The sequence below is a fragment of the Bacillus sp. Pc3 genome, from assembly GCF_000815145.1.
GTDB classification, from domain to species: Bacteria; Bacillota; Bacilli; order Bacillales; family Bacillaceae; genus Bacillus; species Bacillus velezensis.
Map to the genome: position 1 here is coordinate 1,447,609 of NZ_CP010406.1, position 17,392 is coordinate 1,465,000.

At 45.8% G+C, this 17,392-nt stretch carries 17 protein-coding genes, 2 tRNA genes and 2 rRNA genes (1 of these 21 cut by a window edge); 5 read left to right on the forward strand and 16 right to left on the reverse strand.

What is annotated here, in order from left to right; genetic code table 11:
• Nucleotides 1-44 precede the first annotated feature (44 nt).
• Complete coding sequence (gene gutB / locus SB24_RS06605) at nucleotides 45-1,106, reverse strand: sorbitol dehydrogenase (protein WP_015715423.1); 1,062 nt, start codon at nucleotides 1,104-1,106, stop codon at nucleotides 45-47.
• Nucleotides 1,107-1,306: 200 nt separating this feature from the next.
• On the opposite strand from gutB, the gene SB24_RS06610 reads away from it, so the two are divergent.
• Nucleotides 1,307-3,808: a tetratricopeptide repeat protein gene (locus tag SB24_RS06610; RefSeq protein ID WP_039252516.1), complete on the forward strand. Its 2,502-nt coding sequence runs from the start codon at nucleotides 1,307-1,309 to the stop codon at nucleotides 3,806-3,808.
• 1,017 nt (nucleotides 3,809-4,825) lie between these two features.
• Nucleotides 4,826-5,173 (forward strand): DUF4064 domain-containing protein, encoded by a 348-nt coding sequence (locus tag SB24_RS06620; RefSeq protein WP_014417068.1) that lies wholly within the window; start codon nucleotides 4,826-4,828, stop codon nucleotides 5,171-5,173.
• A 222-nt stretch (nucleotides 5,174-5,395) separates the two neighbouring features.
• Here the strand turns inward: SB24_RS06620 and groL are convergent, their stop codons facing one another.
• Together groL and groES are read right to left on the reverse strand one after the other, a co-directional pair.
• A complete protein-coding gene (gene groL, locus SB24_RS06625) occupies nucleotides 5,396-7,030 on the reverse strand; it encodes a chaperonin GroEL (protein ID WP_003155941.1) in 1,635 nt (544 codons plus the stop codon).
• A 41-nt stretch (nucleotides 7,031-7,071) separates the two neighbouring features.
• On the reverse strand, nucleotides 7,072-7,356 hold the full coding sequence (gene groES / locus SB24_RS06630) for a co-chaperone GroES (protein WP_003155970.1): 285 nt from the start codon (nucleotides 7,354-7,356) through the stop codon (nucleotides 7,072-7,074).
• Between the two features lie 236 nt (nucleotides 7,357-7,592).
• Between groES and SB24_RS06635 the strand changes: the two genes are divergently transcribed.
• On the forward strand, nucleotides 7,593-8,327 hold the full coding sequence (locus SB24_RS06635) for a CPBP family intramembrane glutamic endopeptidase (protein WP_003155972.1): 735 nt from the start codon (nucleotides 7,593-7,595) through the stop codon (nucleotides 8,325-8,327).
• Nucleotides 8,324-8,515: a YdiK family protein gene (locus SB24_RS06640; protein WP_003155975.1), complete on the forward strand. Its 192-nt coding sequence runs from the start codon at nucleotides 8,324-8,326 to the stop codon at nucleotides 8,513-8,515. Before SB24_RS06635 ends, SB24_RS06640 begins: the two co-directional genes overlap by 4 nt.
• A 38-nt stretch (nucleotides 8,516-8,553) precedes the next feature.
• Here SB24_RS06640 and tatC read toward each other — a convergent pair whose 3' ends face one another.
• The 4 genes from tatC to moaC are packed head-to-tail and all read right to left on the reverse strand — an operon-like array spanning nucleotide 8,554 to nucleotide 10,664.
• Nucleotides 8,554-9,312: a twin-arginine translocase subunit TatC gene (tatC, locus tag SB24_RS06645; protein WP_094032596.1), complete on the reverse strand. Its 759-nt coding sequence runs from the start codon at nucleotides 9,310-9,312 to the stop codon at nucleotides 8,554-8,556.
• Nucleotides 9,313-9,318: 6 nt separating this feature from the next.
• The gene (locus SB24_RS06650; protein WP_003155981.1) at nucleotides 9,319-9,489 is read right to left on the reverse strand and encodes a twin-arginine translocase TatA/TatE family subunit; all 171 of its coding nucleotides are present in this window, start codon (nucleotides 9,487-9,489) and stop codon (nucleotides 9,319-9,321) included.
• Between the two features lie 18 nt (nucleotides 9,490-9,507).
• Nucleotides 9,508-10,155: a redox-sensing transcriptional repressor Rex gene (locus SB24_RS06655; RefSeq protein WP_003155984.1), complete on the reverse strand. Its 648-nt coding sequence runs from the start codon at nucleotides 10,153-10,155 to the stop codon at nucleotides 9,508-9,510.
• The gene (moaC, locus tag SB24_RS06660; RefSeq protein WP_003155986.1) at nucleotides 10,152-10,664 is read right to left on the reverse strand and encodes a cyclic pyranopterin monophosphate synthase MoaC; all 513 of its coding nucleotides are present in this window, start codon (nucleotides 10,662-10,664) and stop codon (nucleotides 10,152-10,154) included. The genes SB24_RS06655 and moaC overlap by 4 nt, the downstream gene beginning before the upstream one ends.
• 139 nt (nucleotides 10,665-10,803) lie before the next feature.
• Between moaC and abc-f the strand changes: the two genes are divergently transcribed.
• Nucleotides 10,804-12,732: a ribosomal protection-like ABC-F family protein gene (abc-f, locus tag SB24_RS06665; protein WP_033574939.1), complete on the forward strand. Its 1,929-nt coding sequence runs from the start codon at nucleotides 10,804-10,806 to the stop codon at nucleotides 12,730-12,732.
• 223 nt (nucleotides 12,733-12,955) lie between these two features.
• Here the strand turns inward: abc-f and tsaD are convergent, their stop codons facing one another.
• The 9 genes from tsaD to SB24_RS06710 form a co-directional block, all read right to left on the reverse strand.
• Nucleotides 12,956-13,996, reverse strand: a complete 1,041-nt coding sequence (tsaD, locus tag SB24_RS06670) for a tRNA (adenosine(37)-N6)-threonylcarbamoyltransferase complex transferase subunit TsaD (protein WP_007408855.1) — start codon at nucleotides 13,994-13,996, stop codon at nucleotides 12,956-12,958.
• Nucleotides 13,989-14,444, reverse strand: a complete 456-nt coding sequence (rimI, locus tag SB24_RS06675) for a ribosomal protein S18-alanine N-acetyltransferase (RefSeq protein WP_003155993.1) — start codon at nucleotides 14,442-14,444, stop codon at nucleotides 13,989-13,991. The genes tsaD and rimI overlap by 8 nt, the downstream gene beginning before the upstream one ends.
• Nucleotides 14,445-14,454: 10 nt before the next feature.
• On the reverse strand, nucleotides 14,455-15,144 hold the full coding sequence (gene tsaB / locus SB24_RS06680; RefSeq protein ID WP_039252522.1) for a tRNA (adenosine(37)-N6)-threonylcarbamoyltransferase complex dimerization subunit type 1 TsaB: 690 nt from the start codon (nucleotides 15,142-15,144) through the stop codon (nucleotides 14,455-14,457).
• A complete protein-coding gene (gene tsaE, locus SB24_RS06685) occupies nucleotides 15,125-15,601 on the reverse strand; it encodes a tRNA (adenosine(37)-N6)-threonylcarbamoyltransferase complex ATPase subunit type 1 TsaE (RefSeq protein WP_007408853.1) in 477 nt (158 codons plus the stop codon). Before tsaE ends, tsaB begins: the two co-directional genes overlap by 20 nt.
• 15 nt (nucleotides 15,602-15,616) lie before the next feature.
• A complete protein-coding gene (thiL, locus tag SB24_RS06690) occupies nucleotides 15,617-16,594 on the reverse strand; it encodes a thiamine-phosphate kinase (RefSeq protein WP_039252525.1) in 978 nt (325 codons plus the stop codon).
• A gap of 182 nt (nucleotides 16,595-16,776) precedes the next feature.
• Nucleotides 16,777-16,853, reverse strand: a tRNA-Asp gene (locus SB24_RS06695).
• 10 nt (nucleotides 16,854-16,863) lie between these two features.
• Nucleotides 16,864-16,940, reverse strand: a tRNA-Met gene (locus tag SB24_RS06700).
• Between the two features lie 19 nt (nucleotides 16,941-16,959).
• Nucleotides 16,960-17,075, reverse strand: a 5S ribosomal RNA gene (gene rrf, locus SB24_RS06705).
• 50 nt (nucleotides 17,076-17,125) lie between these two features.
• Nucleotides 17,126-17,392, reverse strand: a 23S ribosomal RNA gene (locus SB24_RS06710); it runs 2,663 nt beyond the window's last position.

Consider the following 17,392-nt stretch of genomic DNA (forward strand, 5'->3'; position numbering starts at 1 on the left):
TTTTGATAAGCAAGAGGGAGAATGCAAAGATCCTCCCCGTTCATTCAGCGATTTGGATACACCATCACTTTTAAACATTCATTCTTAAATTGAAGCGCCCGCTCCATCGCATCTTGCGTCTGCTCCAGCGAATATTGGTCCGTTACTAGATGCTTCGTGTCCACAATGCCTGAAGCAAGAAATTCGATTCCCTTTGGATACGTATTGGCATAACGGAAGATCCCGTAAATATCAATCTCGTTATCTGCAATAAACGGCACATTGAGCGGAATCTCGTTCTGAGAAGGCAAACCGACAATCGCCAGTTTTCCGCCCCGGCGCACGGAAGCCAGTGCGGATTGCAATGCCGCCGGATTCCCCGCTGTTTCCCAAGCAACATCAACGCCTCTATCATTCGTGATCGTTTTAATCTCTTCAAGTGCATCCTGTTCACGTATATTAATAATGTGAGTCGCTCCCATTTTTTTCGCAGCTTCTAACCGCAGCGGCTCTAAGTCGGTGACAATGATTGTGCCTGCCCCAAATGCTTTAGCTGCGGCAACAGCCATTAACCCAACAGGGCCCATCCCCATAATCGCAATCGTTGATCCGGGCTGTAGCTTCGTTCTGGCCGCCGCATGGATACCGACAGAAAACGGCTCGATCAAAGCAGCATCTTCATAAGAAAGTGAGTCTGGGATTAAAAAAACAAAGTCCTGACGCATTTTAATATATTGGACAAACGCGCCGTCTACCGGCGGTGTAGCCAAAAACTGTACATCCGGGCAAAGGTTATAACGCCCTTCCTTACACGCCTCACAGCGTCCGCATGTGACACCGGGTTCGACGGCGACACGGTCTCCCACCTTGAATTGATCGACAGACGATCCGACGGCGGCAATTTCTCCCGCGCATTCATGACCGAGGATAAATGGTTTTTCCACTACATAATTGCCTATTCTGCCATTTGTATAGTAATGCAGATCAGATCCGCAAATTCCGACAGCCATCACCTTAATTAACACTTCATCATGATTGATGTCAGGCACGGGCAATGTTTCGATTTTGATTTCTCTCGTGTTGTGCATAACCGCCGCTTTCATGTTTTGAGGCACTGTGTGAGTCATTTGGCAAAATCCTTTCTCTGCTCTGAAATGTAAGTGCATACATTTTTGTTTTCTCTGTTACTGCCCCTATTTTATCTGCTTTTCCATACGTTCAACAGCCTTTCCTGCTGTATAAAAGGACAGCCGCACTGTACTTTTTATTTTTTCATATACAAAAAACACTGAATTGATAAAATAGTACTAATAGGAGGTGCAGGCTAATGGCTGAACTTGAAAACCGGACACATTTTGCAGAACTGCTGGCACCTGCCGTCAAATCGCTGAAACTTCATCCTGATTATAAAGTCAGAAGGAAAAAGAACGAAAAAACAGGACAGTCTTATATAGATCAAATCGCACTCCGATTAGGCGTTTCCTCTAACACGATCAAAAGCTGGATCGGACAGATGGGCGCAAACTACATTCCCGGACGAATTGACGACGGAAAGCTGTTCGGCATGATCTGGATCATTATCGAAAAGACTGACATGGATCCTGAATGGCTGACCGATCTTCTGGAAACCACCACCATTCCCGTCATCAAACCCGCATTGCCCGTTTGGACGGCGTCTTGTCTAAAAAAAGCAAAAATACTCCGGAAAGACGGATCATTCGGAGCGCCGAGTGATGACGATGTTGAAAAAGCAGTAAAGCGGCTGTTTCATGACAGACCAAGCCACGAAACGAATGCGCTTACAAGAAACTCCGTCACGCATAACTTACCGTCACGCCGGACGGGAAACTTTATCGGCCGCGACTTTGATATAGAGGCGATCCGGCAATGGATGCTGTCTCCGTCACCGGTCTGTTTAATCACAGGCTGGGCCGGCATGGGGAAAACAACGATCGCTCTTGAAGCAGCCTACCTTTGTGCCGGCAGTTCACCAGACTGGCCGGCATTCAACAGCATCATCTGGATCAGCGCTGACTGGAAAGGATTGAGCTTCAGCGATTTTTTAAACACGATCGCCTATCAGCTCGGACGCACAGAACAAATCGACAAATCCATCAACGAAAAACGGTTCATCGTCCGCAATGCATTAGCCGCTCATTCAAACGAAAAACCGGTATTGCTGATCGTTGACAGCATCGATACAGCGGAACGTGACATTCACGAATTTATCATCGGCCTTCCGCAAGGCGTAAAAGTCCTCCTTACGGCACGGGAAAACGTAAAACAGACATACCGGGACGGCCTCGGGGAACTGGCGGCCATCCAGCTGAGCGGCCTTGAACAAACGGATGCCCTTGAATTTTTCCATCAAGAAGTGCACCGCTGTCTGCAAACATGCAACCTCCCGCAAAAACGGGAAAAGCTGGAGCATCTGTTGGAGCTATCGCCTGACCTTAAGAATGAATTCATCTCGGCAGCCGCCGGCAACCCGAAGGCCATGGCACTGAGCATCGCTTACATGTCAGACGACGACATCCCCGCTCCGCAGCTCATTCAAGAACTTAAACAAGCAGGCTACTCATTATTGGAATTGTTTGAGGTTCTCTTTGGCCGCACATGGGACAGATGTCATGAAGACACACGAAAACTATGGCAGACGCTTTGCTTTTTCGCTAAGCCTCCTGATGAAAAAAGCTTGGCTCAAGCGGCCGGATTAGATGTCCGGCGGTTTCATTACGCGATTGAGCAAATGCGGTCATATGCTTTAATACAGCCGGAACGAAGCGCAGGAAGAATTCAATATGCAGCCCATCAAACCGTTGTCGCTTACGGAGAGCAGCACTTATCCGAAAATCACGAATTAGCAAAAGAAGCCCGCAGCCGCTGGGCGCATTATTATATTGATTATGCGGAAACCCATATAAAGCGGGAACAGCCCAATTCCGTCTATTGGAGCTACTTGCTGGGACGGAATTTAGAGCAAATGAAAAAGGAATGGCCGAACATCCTAAAGGTCATTGAATGGTCGGGCGAAACCGGACAACATGACATTCTGATTAAACTCATCATCCGCACCAGCCATTTTCTAAGCAGAATCAACCTGCCTCTGCGAATCGAATACGGATTAAAAGCCGCCGATGCCGCCCGTCAATCAGGCGAACACACGCGGGAAGCTTACTTTCGGATCGACACGGCAGGCTGGGCGCTGATGGAAGTCAACGATTCAGACGGAGCTCTCAGGCAAATAGAAGCCGGCCTGAAGATACTCGAACAATCAGGCGCACCGGATCACGACGACTTGAGGGTATGGGGAACCGCCCTGCAATCGAGGCTGCTGTTAAAAACCGGAGAACCGGACAAAGCGGCAGCAATGCTGGACGGCATCAAAGATCAGCCCGTCTCGCCCATTATCCGGCACAGGGTTCTTCTGGTCCGCGGCGACCTGAGTTTCGCCCGCTCTCACTACGAAGAAGCCATCACATTATACGAAGCGGCAAACACAACCAGCGCCGCATACGGCGGCGAAAAAACGATAGAAGCCTATTTCAACCTGGGCATGGCTTACGTGAAGTGTGATCAGCTCGAAAAAGCGGAAAAAGCCTTTGAACAGATGCTCTATGACAAACACAACGCGAATCAGGTTGAGTTGATCTACTATCACTACGGAATGGCACAGCTGTTGTATCGTAAAGGGGAGAAACGGAAAGCGATGGAATCGAATCAGAAGGCGATTCGGCTGATTGATTCGTGGGAGCCTGGGATTGGGATTCGGGGTGAGGTGGAGCAGCTGAGAATGGTGCTTGAAGGAAATGGTGAAGTCACATTGTAGTTAGGAAAGTGTGAGTTCCGTCTTAGATAACCCCCTCACACCTTATTTATAAATAAGGCCTTATCAGTTTACTCAACTGAAAAGGTCTTTTTTGCTAGAATGCATGAGCAATTTAGATGGAAATCAAATATCCAACCCTTGATATAACAAGGGTTTTTGCTGTTTATTGGCATTATTCCTCCTAACATCATGAAAAATTAGTTTTTAATAAATATTTTTGAATCAATGTTTAGCAGTGATGGGATAACAAATCCGTCAAAATGATAAAACCAGTACTAGGGCTACACTAGAACTTAATAGGATGTCAAACTGTATGTGGCCTTTAATGTTTAAAGCTAGCAGTAAGTTGAATGATTTCCAACTTTGATATTTCAAGTGATATTTTATAGCTTAATTTCTTCCGCTAAGAATTTTTTAGAAAAAGTGGTAATATCCCCTTGAAATTTAATTGATTATAGCCGATTATATATAGGTATTATATTATATAAATTGGGGGTTTTAGGTGAAGAAGCGACTCTTTTTATTCATGTCTTTAGTACTATCCTTAGTTTTTAGCGGCTTGTAGTAGCTCGACAAATGATGTCTCACAGGGATAGTGATTCAAAAAATAAAAAAAGCTTGAGAGACTAAAGATGACTGTTCTAAAAAAGTCGTTGCAAGCAAACAATATGCTGAAGCACTGGGCATGAGTTAATCTGGGCATTATAAAGATCATGAGAGACAAGGTAAACGTCGGAATATACATCAAAAATACAACTGACAAAAACCTGACCTTTTATCCTGACCAAGGAAATGCCGTTATTGGCAATTAGCTGCAAACATGTTCTTAACTGATGGAGAAGTCCAAGGCGGAATAAAACAAAAAGGCGTATTTGAATTCTCTGCTCCAGATGAAAAAAATGATGTTGATAAAGTCAAAAGAAATTAAATTAAACTTTGGAGATGTTGTCACATAGACTTCATGAAAAATAAAGCTGTATCAATTACAGTACCAGTTAAGTAAGGGAGAGTTTAATAATGAAAAGAACAACTGAATTTGTTTTAGGATTATTGGGTGGAATTTTTGGTTTTATTGGAGCGATCATGGCATTGATTATTGGTGGACTTGATGCCTCTTTTAATTCAAGCGGTACAAGCGAAATCATTGGTTTAGGCTGGGGAGCTGTTGTCTTATCAATTTTGGGTATTGTCGCTTCGGTAGTAGTTAAGAAGAAACCTAAAGTCGGAGGAGTATTGCTTCTTATCTCAGGAATTGGCGGAGTAATTTGTATATCAATGTTCTATTTACTGCCTGCTGTTCTTCTTATTATTCCAGGTATCATGGGACTTGTCAGAAAAGATAAAACGACAACAACAGCAGCTTAAAGAAAGGCCCTTAACAGGGCCTTTCTTTTTTAGCCAATAAAAAACAAAAGTTCCCGATATATTAAATTTGAATTATGAAAGAGGATGCCTCCCACAAAGTCCAGCAGACTTTTGGAAACATCCTCAGTTTCGGGATTTCATAAAGAAATGTTATTTTTTCGGCTAATTGGGGTGATGAAAAACGGTCAAACCCTTGGTGTATCAAGGGTTTTTTCCGTTTGATTACATCATGCCACCCATACCGCCCATGCCGCCCATGTCAGGCATTCCTGCGCCGCCGGCGTTTTCTTCCGGTTTGTCAGCGACAACGGCTTCAGTTGTCAGGAGCATTGCTGCTACAGAAGCTGCGTTTTGCAGAGCAGAACGCGTCACTTTTGTCGGGTCAACGATACCTTTTTCGATCATGTTTACCCATTCGCCAGTTGCAGCGTTGAAACCTACGCCGATTTTTTCGTTTTTCAGGCGCTCAACGATGACAGATCCTTCAAGACCAGCATTGTGCGCGATTTGACGGATCGGCTCTTCAAGCGCGCGAAGCACGATGTTGATACCTGTTTGCGCATCGCCTTCAGCTTCCACTGCAGCGACTTTGTTGTATACGTTGACTAGCGCTGTACCGCCGCCGGACACGATGCCTTCTTCAACAGCTGCGCGAGTTGAGTTGAGGGCGTCTTCGATGCGAAGTTTACGCTCTTTCAGCTCAGTTTCAGTCGCAGCGCCGACTTTGATGACAGCTACGCCGCCGGCAAGTTTCGCAAGACGCTCTTGTAATTTTTCTCTGTCGAATTCAGAAGTTGTTTCTTCCACTTGAGCGCGGATTTGGTTGACGCGTGCAGCGATTTTTTCAGTGTCGCCGGCGCCTTCTACGATTGTTGTGTTTTCTTTCGTTACCACAACTTTAGAAGCGCGTCCCAATTGTCCGATTTCAGTAGATTTCAGGTCAAGGCCTAAGTCTTCTGTGATTACTTCTCCGCCTGTAAGAACAGAGATGTCTTCAAGCATTGCTTTACGGCGGTCACCGAAGCCAGGAGCTTTAACGGCAACAGCGTTGAATGTGCCGCGAAGTTTGTTGACAACGAGTGTAGCAAGAGCTTCACCTTCAACATCTTCAGCGATCAGAAGCAATGGTTTGCCTTGCTGTACAACTTGCTCAAGCACAGGAAGGATTTCTTGAATGTTTGTGATTTTTTTGTCTGTGATTAAGATGTAAGGATTGTCAAGAACCGCTTCCATCTTATCAGAGTCAGTCACCATGTAAGGAGACGCATATCCGCGGTCGAATTGCATACCTTCAACAACTTCAAGCTCAGTTGTGAATCCTTTAGACTCTTCGATTGTGATGACCCCGTCGTTTCCTACGCGCTCCATTGCTTCAGCGATAAGGCTTCCGACTTCCTCATCAGCAGCAGAGATCGCAGCAACCTGAGCGATAGACTCTTTGCCTTCGATCGGCTTAGAAATTTCTTTTAAGTTTTCGATTGCTACAGTCACGGCTTGTTCCATACCTTTACGCACGCCGACAGGGTTAGCCCCCGCAGTTACGTTTTTCAAGCCTTCGCGGATCATAGCCTGCGCAAGTACAGTCGCAGTCGTCGTACCGTCACCGGCAACGTCGTTTGTTTTGCTGGCTACTTCAGCTACAAGCTTCGCACCCATGTTTTCAAACGCATCTTCAAGTTCAATTTCTTTTGCGATTGTCACACCGTCATTTGTAATTAACGGAGAACCGAATTTTTTCTCCAGAACCACGTTGCGTCCTTTTGGCCCTAAAGTTACTTTTACAGCGTCAGCAAGCGCATCGACACCGCGAAGCATAGCGCGGCGTGCTTCTTCACTAAACTTAATATCTTTTGCCATGTTAACGAAACCTCCTCGAATTTTTAAAAATATTTATTTGCTTAGCCGATAACAGCTAAAATGTCGCTTTCACGTAAGATTAAGTATTCAGTACCTTCGTATTTCACTTCAGTACCGGCGTATTTTGAGAAGATAATGCGGTCGCCCTCTTTTACTTCTAAAGCAACGCGCTCTCCGCTTTCCAACACGCGACCTGAACCGGCTGCCACGATTTTGCCTTCTTGCGGCTTTTCTTTTGCAGAATCCGGTAATACGATTCCGCTGGCAGTTTTTTCTTCAGATTCTACGAGTTCAATGACAACGCGATCACCTAATGGCTTTAACAATGTAATAACCTCCTCAATAGTATGAATATGTAATTTTAGCACTCAGCTCTAAAGAGTGCTAACACAGTTATTATAATAAAGAATCTCACTTCCAATTTCAAGTCATAAGAATAAAAAATTTTCACGCTTACATGATTCTCTCTCACACTGATTTTCTCCTTTTTTCACGTCAAGTTCACTTGTGTTACAATAAGAACAAATAAGTTGATTTTATAGGATAAAGGAGTACATATCATTTGAGAAAACAGTATTGGTATATCATTTTGACATATGTTATCATGCAGCTTTCCGCATTGATCGGCATTCCTTTAATGTACAAATTCGGCTATGCGGGCGGGCACCCTACGAATGCGAATCTCACCATGGCTCAGGGGATTTATTCCGTCGTAAGCTTTTTTATCTGCCTGATTATCGTTCTCTTGATTTTGAGAACCGCGCCGAAGCAGACATTAAGAAACGGGAAGAAAGCATCCGCCGGCATGTCCGTTCTCTGGGCGGTCGCGGGAATATGGCTCGCTTTATTTTCTCAGGGAATCGCCGGGATGATTGAGCAGTATGTCTTTCATGTGGGCAGCGGTTCCGAAAACACGAAAGCCATTCTTAACATTATTAAAGCCATGCCGCTCATGATTATCGTTTCTTCTATCGTCGGGCCGATTCTTGAAGAAATCATTTTCCGGAAGATCATTTTCGGTGTATTATATGAAAAAACGAATTTCTTTATCGCCGGACTGATCAGTTCCGTCATTTTCGGCATTGTGCACCAAGACCTCACGCACCTGCTGCTGTATACGGCCATGGGCTTTACCTTTGCGTTCTTGTATGTGCAGACGAAACGGATTATTGTGCCGATATTCGCCCATGTCATGATGAATACCATTGTCGTGGTCATGCAGCTCGGCCCCGCCCAAAAATATATTGAACAGCATAGTGAGCAAATGCAATTAATTATTGGAGGATTGTTTGTATGAGGAACCCAATGACTTGGGGCTTGATTTATTTCGCAGTCGGCTGTATCTTTACGTATTTGGCCGCAAGCTCTCCGGGAAGCATGTGGTCTTTTTATTCCATACTGCTGATGGTTTTCGCCGCTTATAATATCAGCATCTCGTTTAAAATGTTCGCTTTCTCATTTAAAGTGAAGAAAAATCAAAAATAAAAGAAAAGCCATTTCTCATCATTGAGAAATGGCTTTTTTTATGCTGATACGTCCTGATCGGATTCACTGCTGGTCTGCCTTTTCCGATACGCCGCTTTTGAGATAAGAATGCTGATCTCATATAAAATGCAAAGCGGAATGGTAATCATCAAGTGAGACAGCAGCTCAGGCGGCGCAATCATCGCGGCGATCACAAGCAGCACAAAATACGCGTACTTCCTGATCTTCGATAAAAACATCGGCGTGATAACACCGAGTCTCGTTAAAAACATGATCAGCACCGGCATCTGAAACAGCAGTCCGAACGGAATCGTCAGCTGCAGCAGAAAATGAAAGTACTCGGTGATCCCGATCACCTGGTTGACATCGAGGTCATTCGAGACCCGCTTCATAAAATCAACGACCAGCGGAAATAAAATATAATAAGAAAACGACACACCGCCGACAAACAGCACGATCGAAATCGGAATATAGCTGAGTGTTACTTTGCGCTCCTTCTCATACAGGCCCGGGCTGACAAACGCCCAAATCTGATAGAGAATAATCGGCGAAGTCAAAATGATGCCGATGATAAACGCGAACTGCAAAAAGATAAACAGCGGATCCGTCAGGTTAAAAGCATTAAGGGTGAGCTCTTTTACTTCATCGGCTTTTTGAAGATACACAATGATAGGTTTTGCCAGAAAAAAGCCGGCAATAAAGAAAACCGTAAAGGATAACGCCACAATCAGCAATCGTTTCCGAAGTTCGGCAATATGCTCCACAAGCGTCATTTGATTCACTCTCATACGCGTCATCCTATCTTACTGTTCTTCTTTCTTTTTTTCCTCTTCTTCACCGGCTAATCCCTTAGTAGCGTTCTTAAATTCACGAAGCGTGTCCCCCGCCGCTTTTCCTAATTCGGGAAGCTTCTTCGGACCGAAAATAATCACCGCCACCACACCGATAACCGCCAGGCTTCCAGGACCGATCATGTGCAGCTCCTCCTTTCGCTATTCAATTTCTTCCAAAACAGAATAATGCTTCAAGAAATAAACCAATGATTGAAGCTCTACAGCTAAATCTATATGATGAATTCGAATGTGATCCGGCACATTCAAACGGGCCGGCGTAAAGTTAAGGATTCCCTTGATTCCGAGCGACACGAGCCGGTCGGTGATTGACTGGGCGGCAACCGCCGGAACGGTAAGAATCGCCACGGGTTCATCCTTAATGTGAAGCTCTAAATCATTAAGATCAAAGACAGGCACACCGCCTACCTCAGTTCCTATTTTACTCTGATTCACATCAAAAGCCATAGATATTTTTGTGTTATTATTTTTTGTGAAATTATAGTGAAGAAACGCCGTCCCTAAATTCCCGACACCGATCAAAATGACGTTCGTCGTTTCATCCTGATCCAGTGTTTTTCTGAAAAATGACAGCAGGTAATCCACATTATAGCCGTATCCTTTTTTGCCGAGCGCCCCGAAATAGGAAAAATCCCGGCGGATCGTGGCCGAATCGACTTTTACCGCGTCGCTCAGTTCAGCTGATGAAACGCGCTGTTTTCCTGACGCGTGTAAATTCTTTAAAAAGCGATAATAAAGCGGCAGCCGTTTTGCCGTCGCCTGTGGAATTTTTGATTGATCCTTGTTCATGATTGGTCCTCCACTTTATACTCAGATGCATCTCTTTTAAAATCACCGTTTTTGCCTCCTGTTTTTTCCATGAGGCAGGTCGGGCCGATGACCATTCCTTTATCCAGCGCCTTACACATGTCATACACGGTCAAAGCGCAGACTGAAGCGGAAGTTAGCGCTTCCATTTCCACACCTGTACTCCCTTTCGTTTTTACGCTAGCCTGTATATGAAGAACGGCTTCGGAATCCTTTTCCTCCCAGCCGAATGAAATGTCGACGCTGCTTAAAGAAAGCGGGTGGCACATCGGGATAATCGCTGACGTCTGCTTTGCGGCCATAATTCCGGCCACCTGTGCGACAGCCAGCACGTCTCCTTTTCCGATCTCGCGGTTTTTGATTCTGCTGTACACGTCATGCTTCATGTGTACGCTGGATATCGCAGCGGCAGTACGGACTGTTGAAGATTTATCGCTTATATCCACCATGCGGGCACGGCCTTCTTCATTAAAATGAGAAAATCCATTCATATTTAAACTCTCCTTACTTCTGATCATACACTATTTTCTCCCTGATGTCTTATCCTATAATGTTCCAATTCTGATGTATTGTTTGCTGACAGCAGGTTGATAAGCTACACTTAACTTATTATAACAGAGGTGAAATAATATGATGATCTTACAAATTAATCAGCTATCCAAATCTTTTGGCGCTGATCCTATTTTAAACAATATAAAGCTTGAAGTCAGATCTCGGGATCGCATCGCCATAGTAGGCAGAAACGGAGCCGGCAAATCAACTCTCCTTAAAATTATCGCAGGTCACCTTTCATATGAAAAGGGTGAATTAATCAAACCGAAAGAATTAACGATGGGATACCTTGCCCAGCACACAGGCTTGGAATCCCAGCTTACCATAAAAGAAGAACTGCTGAGCGTTTTTGATTTCCTGAAAGCAATGGAAAAAGAGATGCGCTCTATTGAAGAAAAGATGGCCACGGCCGCCCCCGCGGATCTTGAGACGCTGATGAAAACCTATGACAGGCTTCAGCAAGATTTCAAGGATAAAGGCGGCTATCAATATGAAGCGGATGTCCGATCTATCCTTCACGGCCTCGGCTTCGGAAAATTTGACGATTCCGTGAAAGTGCAAAGCCTGAGCGGCGGCCAGAAAACAAGACTTGCGCTCGGAAAACTGCTGCTGACCCAGCCTGATCTGCTTATTCTGGATGAACCGACGAACCATCTCGACATCGATACGCTTACATGGCTTGAGCATTATTTACAGGGATATTCAGGCGCCATTCTGATCGTCTCCCACGACAGATACTTTCTTGATAAAGTCGTCAGCCAAGTGTACGAGGTCTCACGGACAGAAAGTAAAAAATATCTCGGCAACTACAGCGCCTATTTAGAACAAAAAGCTGAGCAGTACGAGAAAGACCTGAAGCTGTATGAAAAACAGCAGGACGAAATCGCCAAGCTTCAAGATTTTGTCGACCGCAATCTGGCCAGAGCTTCTACAACGAAAAGAGCCCAAAGCAGACGAAAACAGCTTGAACGGATGGACGTCATGGCAAAGCCGCTCGGTGATGAAAAATCAGCCGCCTTCCGTTTTGACATTACAAAACAGAGCGGAAACGACGTCCTGCGCGTACAGGATGTTTCCATCAGCTATGACGGCCAGCCGCCGCTCTTGAAAAACCTGACCTTCGGCATTACAAGAGGCGAAAGCGCCGCCCTCGTCGGACCGAACGGAATCGGCAAATCAACCTTGCTGAAAACCATTATGAACACGCTCAGCCCCGAATCCGGATCGATCACGTACGGTTCCAATGTCACAATCGGCTATTATGATCAGGAGCAGGCTGAACTGACCTCGTCCAAACGCGTGCTGGACGAGCTGTGGGATGAATATCCGGACATGCCGGAAAAAGAGATCAGGACATGCCTCGGCAACTTCCTGTTCAGCGGAGACGATGTCCTGAAACCTGTCCGTTCTCTAAGCGGCGGTGAGAAAGCAAGAGTCGCGCTTGCCAAGCTGATGCTGCAAAAAGCAAACTTTCTCATCCTTGATGAACCGACAAACCACCTTGACCTGGACAGTAAAGAGGTGCTGGAAAACGCCCTGATCGACTACCCGGGAACACTGTTATTTGTATCGCATGACCGCTACTTTATTAACAGGATCGCCACAAGAGTGCTGGAGCTGTCACCTGATCATGCAGAAGAATATTTGGGTGACTATGACTATTACACCGAGAAAAAAGCCCAGCAGCTGGAACTGGAAGAAATGAAGCGGCAGGAAAAAGAGCAGGCTCAGCCTGCCGGCAAGGTCAAACAGGATACGAAAAGAACTTACGAGGAAGAAAAAGAATGGAAGAAGAAAGAACGGCAGCGCCTGAGACGCATTGAAGAAATTGAAGCTGCCGTCTCATCCGCCGAAGAGAAAATCAGCGCCAATGAGGAGCTGCTGTGCGATCCTGACGTGTATCAGGATCATGAAAAGGTACAGACCATTCATGCGGAGAATGAAGCTCTGAATCAAGAGCTCGAAAACTTATTAGCAGAATGGGAGGAACTCTCCTCAGAAGAATAGAAAAAGTCAAGCACCTCTTTAAGGGGTGCTTTTTTATCCACAGCTATCCTCCTTGTCAGCCATGTAGGTAAACGTTTTATACACACTATCCACAAAATTTTCTGACTTTATCCACTTTACTAACAACTTACAGCCCCTTATCCAGCCTGGATTTTTGGATATATTCACAATCCTGTGGATATGTTAGAATTATCTGTTAATAAGTAAAAAAAAGCCTCACGTTTTACAACGTGAGACGATCAAAGGATGTTAATTCCAAACCGGGCTGTCCGTTCATATCATATGAGCCCCGAATCCCCTTTTCAAAAGCAACGGTTCCGGCAGCCGCAATCATCGCTGCATTGTCCGTGCATAAAGAAAGCGGCGGGATGATAAGCTCGGGATCTCCCGAATGGCTGAATTCCTGCTGCAGTGCGGCTCTCAGCCCTTTGTTAGCGGCTACGCCCCCTGCCAGCAGCACTTGTTTCACCCCGTATTCTTTCGCGGCCTTAGAGGTTTTTGCCGTCAGTACATCAATGACACTCTGCTGAAAGCTTGCGGCAAGATCCTCCGGAGGAATCACCTCATTTTTTTGCGAGGCGTTATGAAGCGTGTTAATCACGGCTGACTTCAGGCCGCTGAAGCTGAAATTGTAAGACCCTTCTTCCAGCCACGCACGCGGAAGCGGAATGGAATCCGTTCCCACAGCAGCCAGCTTATCAATCTGCGGCCCTCCCGGATAAGGAAGCCCCATCGTTCTTGCCACTTTATCGTAAGCTTCGCCTGCGGCATCATCCAGTGTTTCACCGATAACCTCGAATGAACCGTGCTCTTTCATATAAACCAATTCCGTATGTCCGCCTGACACAACCAAAGCAAGCGCCGGGAATTGAAGCTCTCCTATCAGCCTGTTTGCATAAATATGGCCCGCGATGTGATGGACGCCGACTAATGGTATTTGATGGGCAAAGCTTAACGCCTTTGCCGCATTGACTCCGATTAACAGGGCTCCGACAAGTCCGGGTCCTTCCGTTACGGCAATCGCATCAAGATCATCAAAGCCCATCTCCGCTTTTGAAAGAGCTTCCTCAATCACAAGGGTAATCTGCTCCACATGATGTCTGGACGCTATTTCAGGCACGACCCCGCCGAAACGTTTATGGCTTTCAATTTGAGAAGCGACAACGTTTGAAATAATTTCATTCCCGTTTTTTACGACTGAGGCCGCTGTTTCATCACAGCTTGTTTCGATTCCTAATACATAAATATCTTGTTTTTCACTCATGTAATGTCACCCACATTAATAACGCATCTTCTCCGTTATCTGTATAGTATTGTTTTCTGATTCCTCCGGCCTGAAGACCGAATTTTTTATATAAGGATTGGGCGGGATGATTTGAGACCCTGACTTCGAGAGAGAGCCTTCTTGCCTTTTTTTCTCTGCACAATTCTATCGCAGAGCGAAACAGCGCTTCTCCCAATGATTGGCCCCGATATTCCGGCTTAATGGCTATGTTCGTAATCTGCGCGTCATCTATAATAATCCAGATTCCGCAATACCCCGCCAGACAGCCGTCCTTTTCAATGACAAGGTAGTGGGCATACGGATTTTCCAAAAGCTCATGATAAAATGAATCCTTCGTCCACGGAGAAGTAAAGGATGCTGTTTCAATTTCATAAATTTGATCAATATCTTCCGGACGCATGCTTCGAATCGCCGTTTTCGTTTTCATCCCTATCACCCTATTTTTGAGATTCCATCCATTTCGCTTCAGCCTCTGCCAGACGCAAATAATCCGGAACAAGGCTGTGGACATCCCCTTCCTCTTTTTCCAAGCCTAAAAACGCCAGCTCTGACGGCCGCGGATTATGCTGTGCAGCCGTTCCAATCACTGCTTGAGATGTCAATTCATGAAGAATGGTTTCTTCATGAATGGCTGTATCGTGCCCTAAAAATAAAACCGGAGACGCTTTTTCTTTCAGCATGCCGAGCCAATCAGTCAAAAGGACATTCTGATCAGGAATAACGGATCGTAATCGGCCGTCCTGATATTCATAAAGCCCCGTATATACCTGTCCGCGCCGGGCATCAAATAACGGGCAGATCAGTCCTTGAAAGTGCCGTCCGTTAGCCGCCAGCACCTCCAGACTCGAGACAGCGGAAACCGGAAGCTTCAGCGACCATGCCAATGTTTTTGCCAGCGTCACACCGATTCTGACACCTGTGTACGAACCCGGTCCTTTCGCTACCGCTATTTTCGTAAGGTCCTGCGGTGTTAGGCCGCAATCCTTCAGCAATGAATTGACAGCAGGCATGGCCCGCACGGAATGATTCTTTTTTAAATATGTAATATACTCCGCCATCACCGTTTTGTCACGAACGAGCGCGGCACCCAGTGTGTAATTTGACGTATCAATTGCCAGTATTGTCATGTTTATTTATCTCCTCACAAAGCGTTTCATACCGTGTTCCGCAAGCCGTAAAGGTAATGTCCCTTGCCTCATCACCGGCTCTTGTGATGACGATCTGCAGCCGTTCAGCAGGCAGCTGATCCTGAATTAAATGAGCCCATTCAATTAAACAGACGCCTTGTCCCTCAAAATATTCTTCAAGCCCTAAGTCTTCGCTTTCATCCTCCATACGATACACATCCATATGATATAGAGGAAGCGAACCGTCATGGTATTCTTTTATAATTGTAAAAGTCGGGCTGTTTACCACTCTCGTGATTCCCAGTCCTTCGGCAAAACCCTTTGTAAAAGTCGTTTTTCCCGCACCTAAGTCGCCTTCCAGTGTCAAAATGTCTCCCGGCTTTGCCAAAGAAGCGGCAAGCTTGGCTACGGCTTTCGTTTCTTCGGGGTTTTTCGTTCTCCATTGTAATGTCTTCAAAGTGAGTCACCCGTCTTATTTAAAATGATTGTATCCTTTTTTCTCAAGGACGATTTGTCTCTGATCATTGGCTGTCAAAAGAACACATGCTTCCTTCCGTTCAGATACCGCTCCTATCTTCGCAATCGGAATGCCCGATTGAGTGCAGTAATCAAGCAAAGAGGCCCACTCTTGCTGAGAAACCGTTCCAACCAATTCAAAATCTTCACCGCCGAATAACACCCATTTCTTCCACTCAGAATCTGCCTCAGGCAAATCCGGATGCACCGGCAGAAGTTGTTCTTTAATTTCTATCGTAACTGAACTTGCCGCAGCTATTTCATGCAGCTCACTGGCCAATCCGTCACTGATATCATTCAGAGCCGCGCGCTGAAGCTGAGAGCAGAAGCGGCCGACCTGAACTCTCGGAACGGGCCGTTTATGTTTTTGGATAAAATAATCAGTCGTATGAAAAGCAGAAGGGAGTGTTTCTCCCAATAAAAGAGACAGTCCTGCTGCGGACGAACCGATATCCCCTGTAACAAACACAACATCTCCGGGTCTTGCCGAGCTTCGCAGACAAGCGCAATCCTTCTCAACTTCTCCGATGACAGTAACGGTAATTACGGCTTGACCGGAAGCGGAGACGGTATCTCCCCCGATCAAATCCATTTGATATAGTTTCGCCAGTTCCGCCATTCCTTCATACATTGCCTGGACGTCAGCTTTCTGCCAGCAAGAAGGAACCGCTAGAGACACCAAATAAAACTTCGGAATGCCTCCCATCGCCGCCACGTCACTAATGTTAACAGCAAGCGCCTTATAACCGATATCATGAGGAGAGGAATACTCTAATTTAAAATGGACATTCTCCACCATTGTATCAAGGCAGACAATTTGCTGCATGTGGGGTGACGCTGTATAAACCGCACCATCATCACCGATCCCTACCTCGACGGAAGGATGATAATGCGAATGCGGTGTAATACTGTGAATCAAATCAAACTCATCCATATATCTCCCGTCTCCCTTTCAGACGCTCTTGTGAAATACAGCTCTTTCTAGTGTATCGGATTATGTTTCAATATCCAAGACTTTAACGATATAAAAGAAAGCTTGGTTAGATACCAAGCTGCCAGCATTAAAAGAAAACACAAAAAAAAACGAAAACATGATCGTTTCGTTTACAATAAAAATGGCGGTCCGGACGGGACTCGAACCCGCGACCTCCTGCGTGACAGGCAGGCATTCTAACCAACTGAACTACCGGACCATTTATTTTTTGGTTGCGGGGGCAGGATTTGAACCTGCGACCTTCGGGTTATGAGCCCGACGAGCTACCGAACTGCTCCACCCCGCGATGATAAAATTTTAGAAAAGCTTGGCGGCGTCCTACTCTCACAGGGGGAACCCCCCGACTACCATCGGCGCTGAAGAGCTTAACTTCCGTGTTCGGCATGGGAACGGGTGTGACCTCTTCGCTATCGCCACCAAACCATTGAGAGTGTTCTCTCAAAACTAGATAACAGTAAGCATACATTCAAATTGGTTAAGTCCTCGATCGATTAGTATCTGTCAGCTCCATGTGTCGCCACACTTCCACCTCAGACCTATCAACCTGATCATCTTTCAGGGATCTTACTTCCTTGCGGAATGGGAAATCTCATCTTGAGGGGGGCTTCATGCTTAGATGCTTTCAGCACTTATCCCGTCCGCACATAGCTACCCAGCGATGCCCTTGGCAGAACAACTGGTACACCAGCGGTGCGTCCATCCCGGTCCTCTCGTACTAAGGACAGCTCCTCTCAAATT

Coding starts and splice junctions, on each gene's coding strand:
- SB24_RS06620 (WP_014417068.1), top strand. CDS start 4,826: ATGAAAAGAACAACTGAATTTGTTTTAGGATTATTGGGTGGAATTTTT.
- thiL (WP_039252525.1), bottom strand. CDS start 16,594: ATGGATGAGTTTGATTTGATTCACAGTATTACACCGCATTCGCATTAT.
- tsaD (WP_007408855.1), bottom strand. CDS start 13,996: ATGAGTGAAAAACAAGATATTTATGTATTAGGAATCGAAACAAGCTGT.
- groL (WP_003155941.1), bottom strand. CDS start 7,030: ATGGCAAAAGATATTAAGTTTAGTGAAGAAGCACGCCGCGCTATGCTT.
- SB24_RS06610 (WP_039252516.1), top strand. CDS start 1,307: ATGGCTGAACTTGAAAACCGGACACATTTTGCAGAACTGCTGGCACCT.
- tsaB (WP_039252522.1), bottom strand. CDS start 15,144: ATGACAATACTGGCAATTGATACGTCAAATTACACACTGGGTGCCGCG.
- rimI (WP_003155993.1), bottom strand. CDS start 14,444: ATGAAAACGAAAACGGCGATTCGAAGCATGCGTCCGGAAGATATTGAT.
- SB24_RS06640 (WP_003155975.1), top strand. CDS start 8,324: ATGAGGAACCCAATGACTTGGGGCTTGATTTATTTCGCAGTCGGCTGT.
- tatC (WP_094032596.1), bottom strand. CDS start 9,312: ATGACGCGTATGAGAGTGAATCAAATGACGCTTGTGGAGCATATTGCC.
- SB24_RS06655 (WP_003155984.1), bottom strand. CDS start 10,155: ATGAACAAGGATCAATCAAAAATTCCACAGGCGACGGCAAAACGGCTG.
- moaC (WP_003155986.1), bottom strand. CDS start 10,664: ATGAATGGATTTTCTCATTTTAATGAAGAAGGCCGTGCCCGCATGGTG.
- SB24_RS06650 (WP_003155981.1), bottom strand. CDS start 9,489: ATGATCGGTCCTGGAAGCCTGGCGGTTATCGGTGTGGTGGCGGTGATT.
- abc-f (WP_033574939.1), top strand. CDS start 10,804: ATGATGATCTTACAAATTAATCAGCTATCCAAATCTTTTGGCGCTGAT.
- gutB (WP_015715423.1), bottom strand. CDS start 1,106: ATGACTCACACAGTGCCTCAAAACATGAAAGCGGCGGTTATGCACAAC.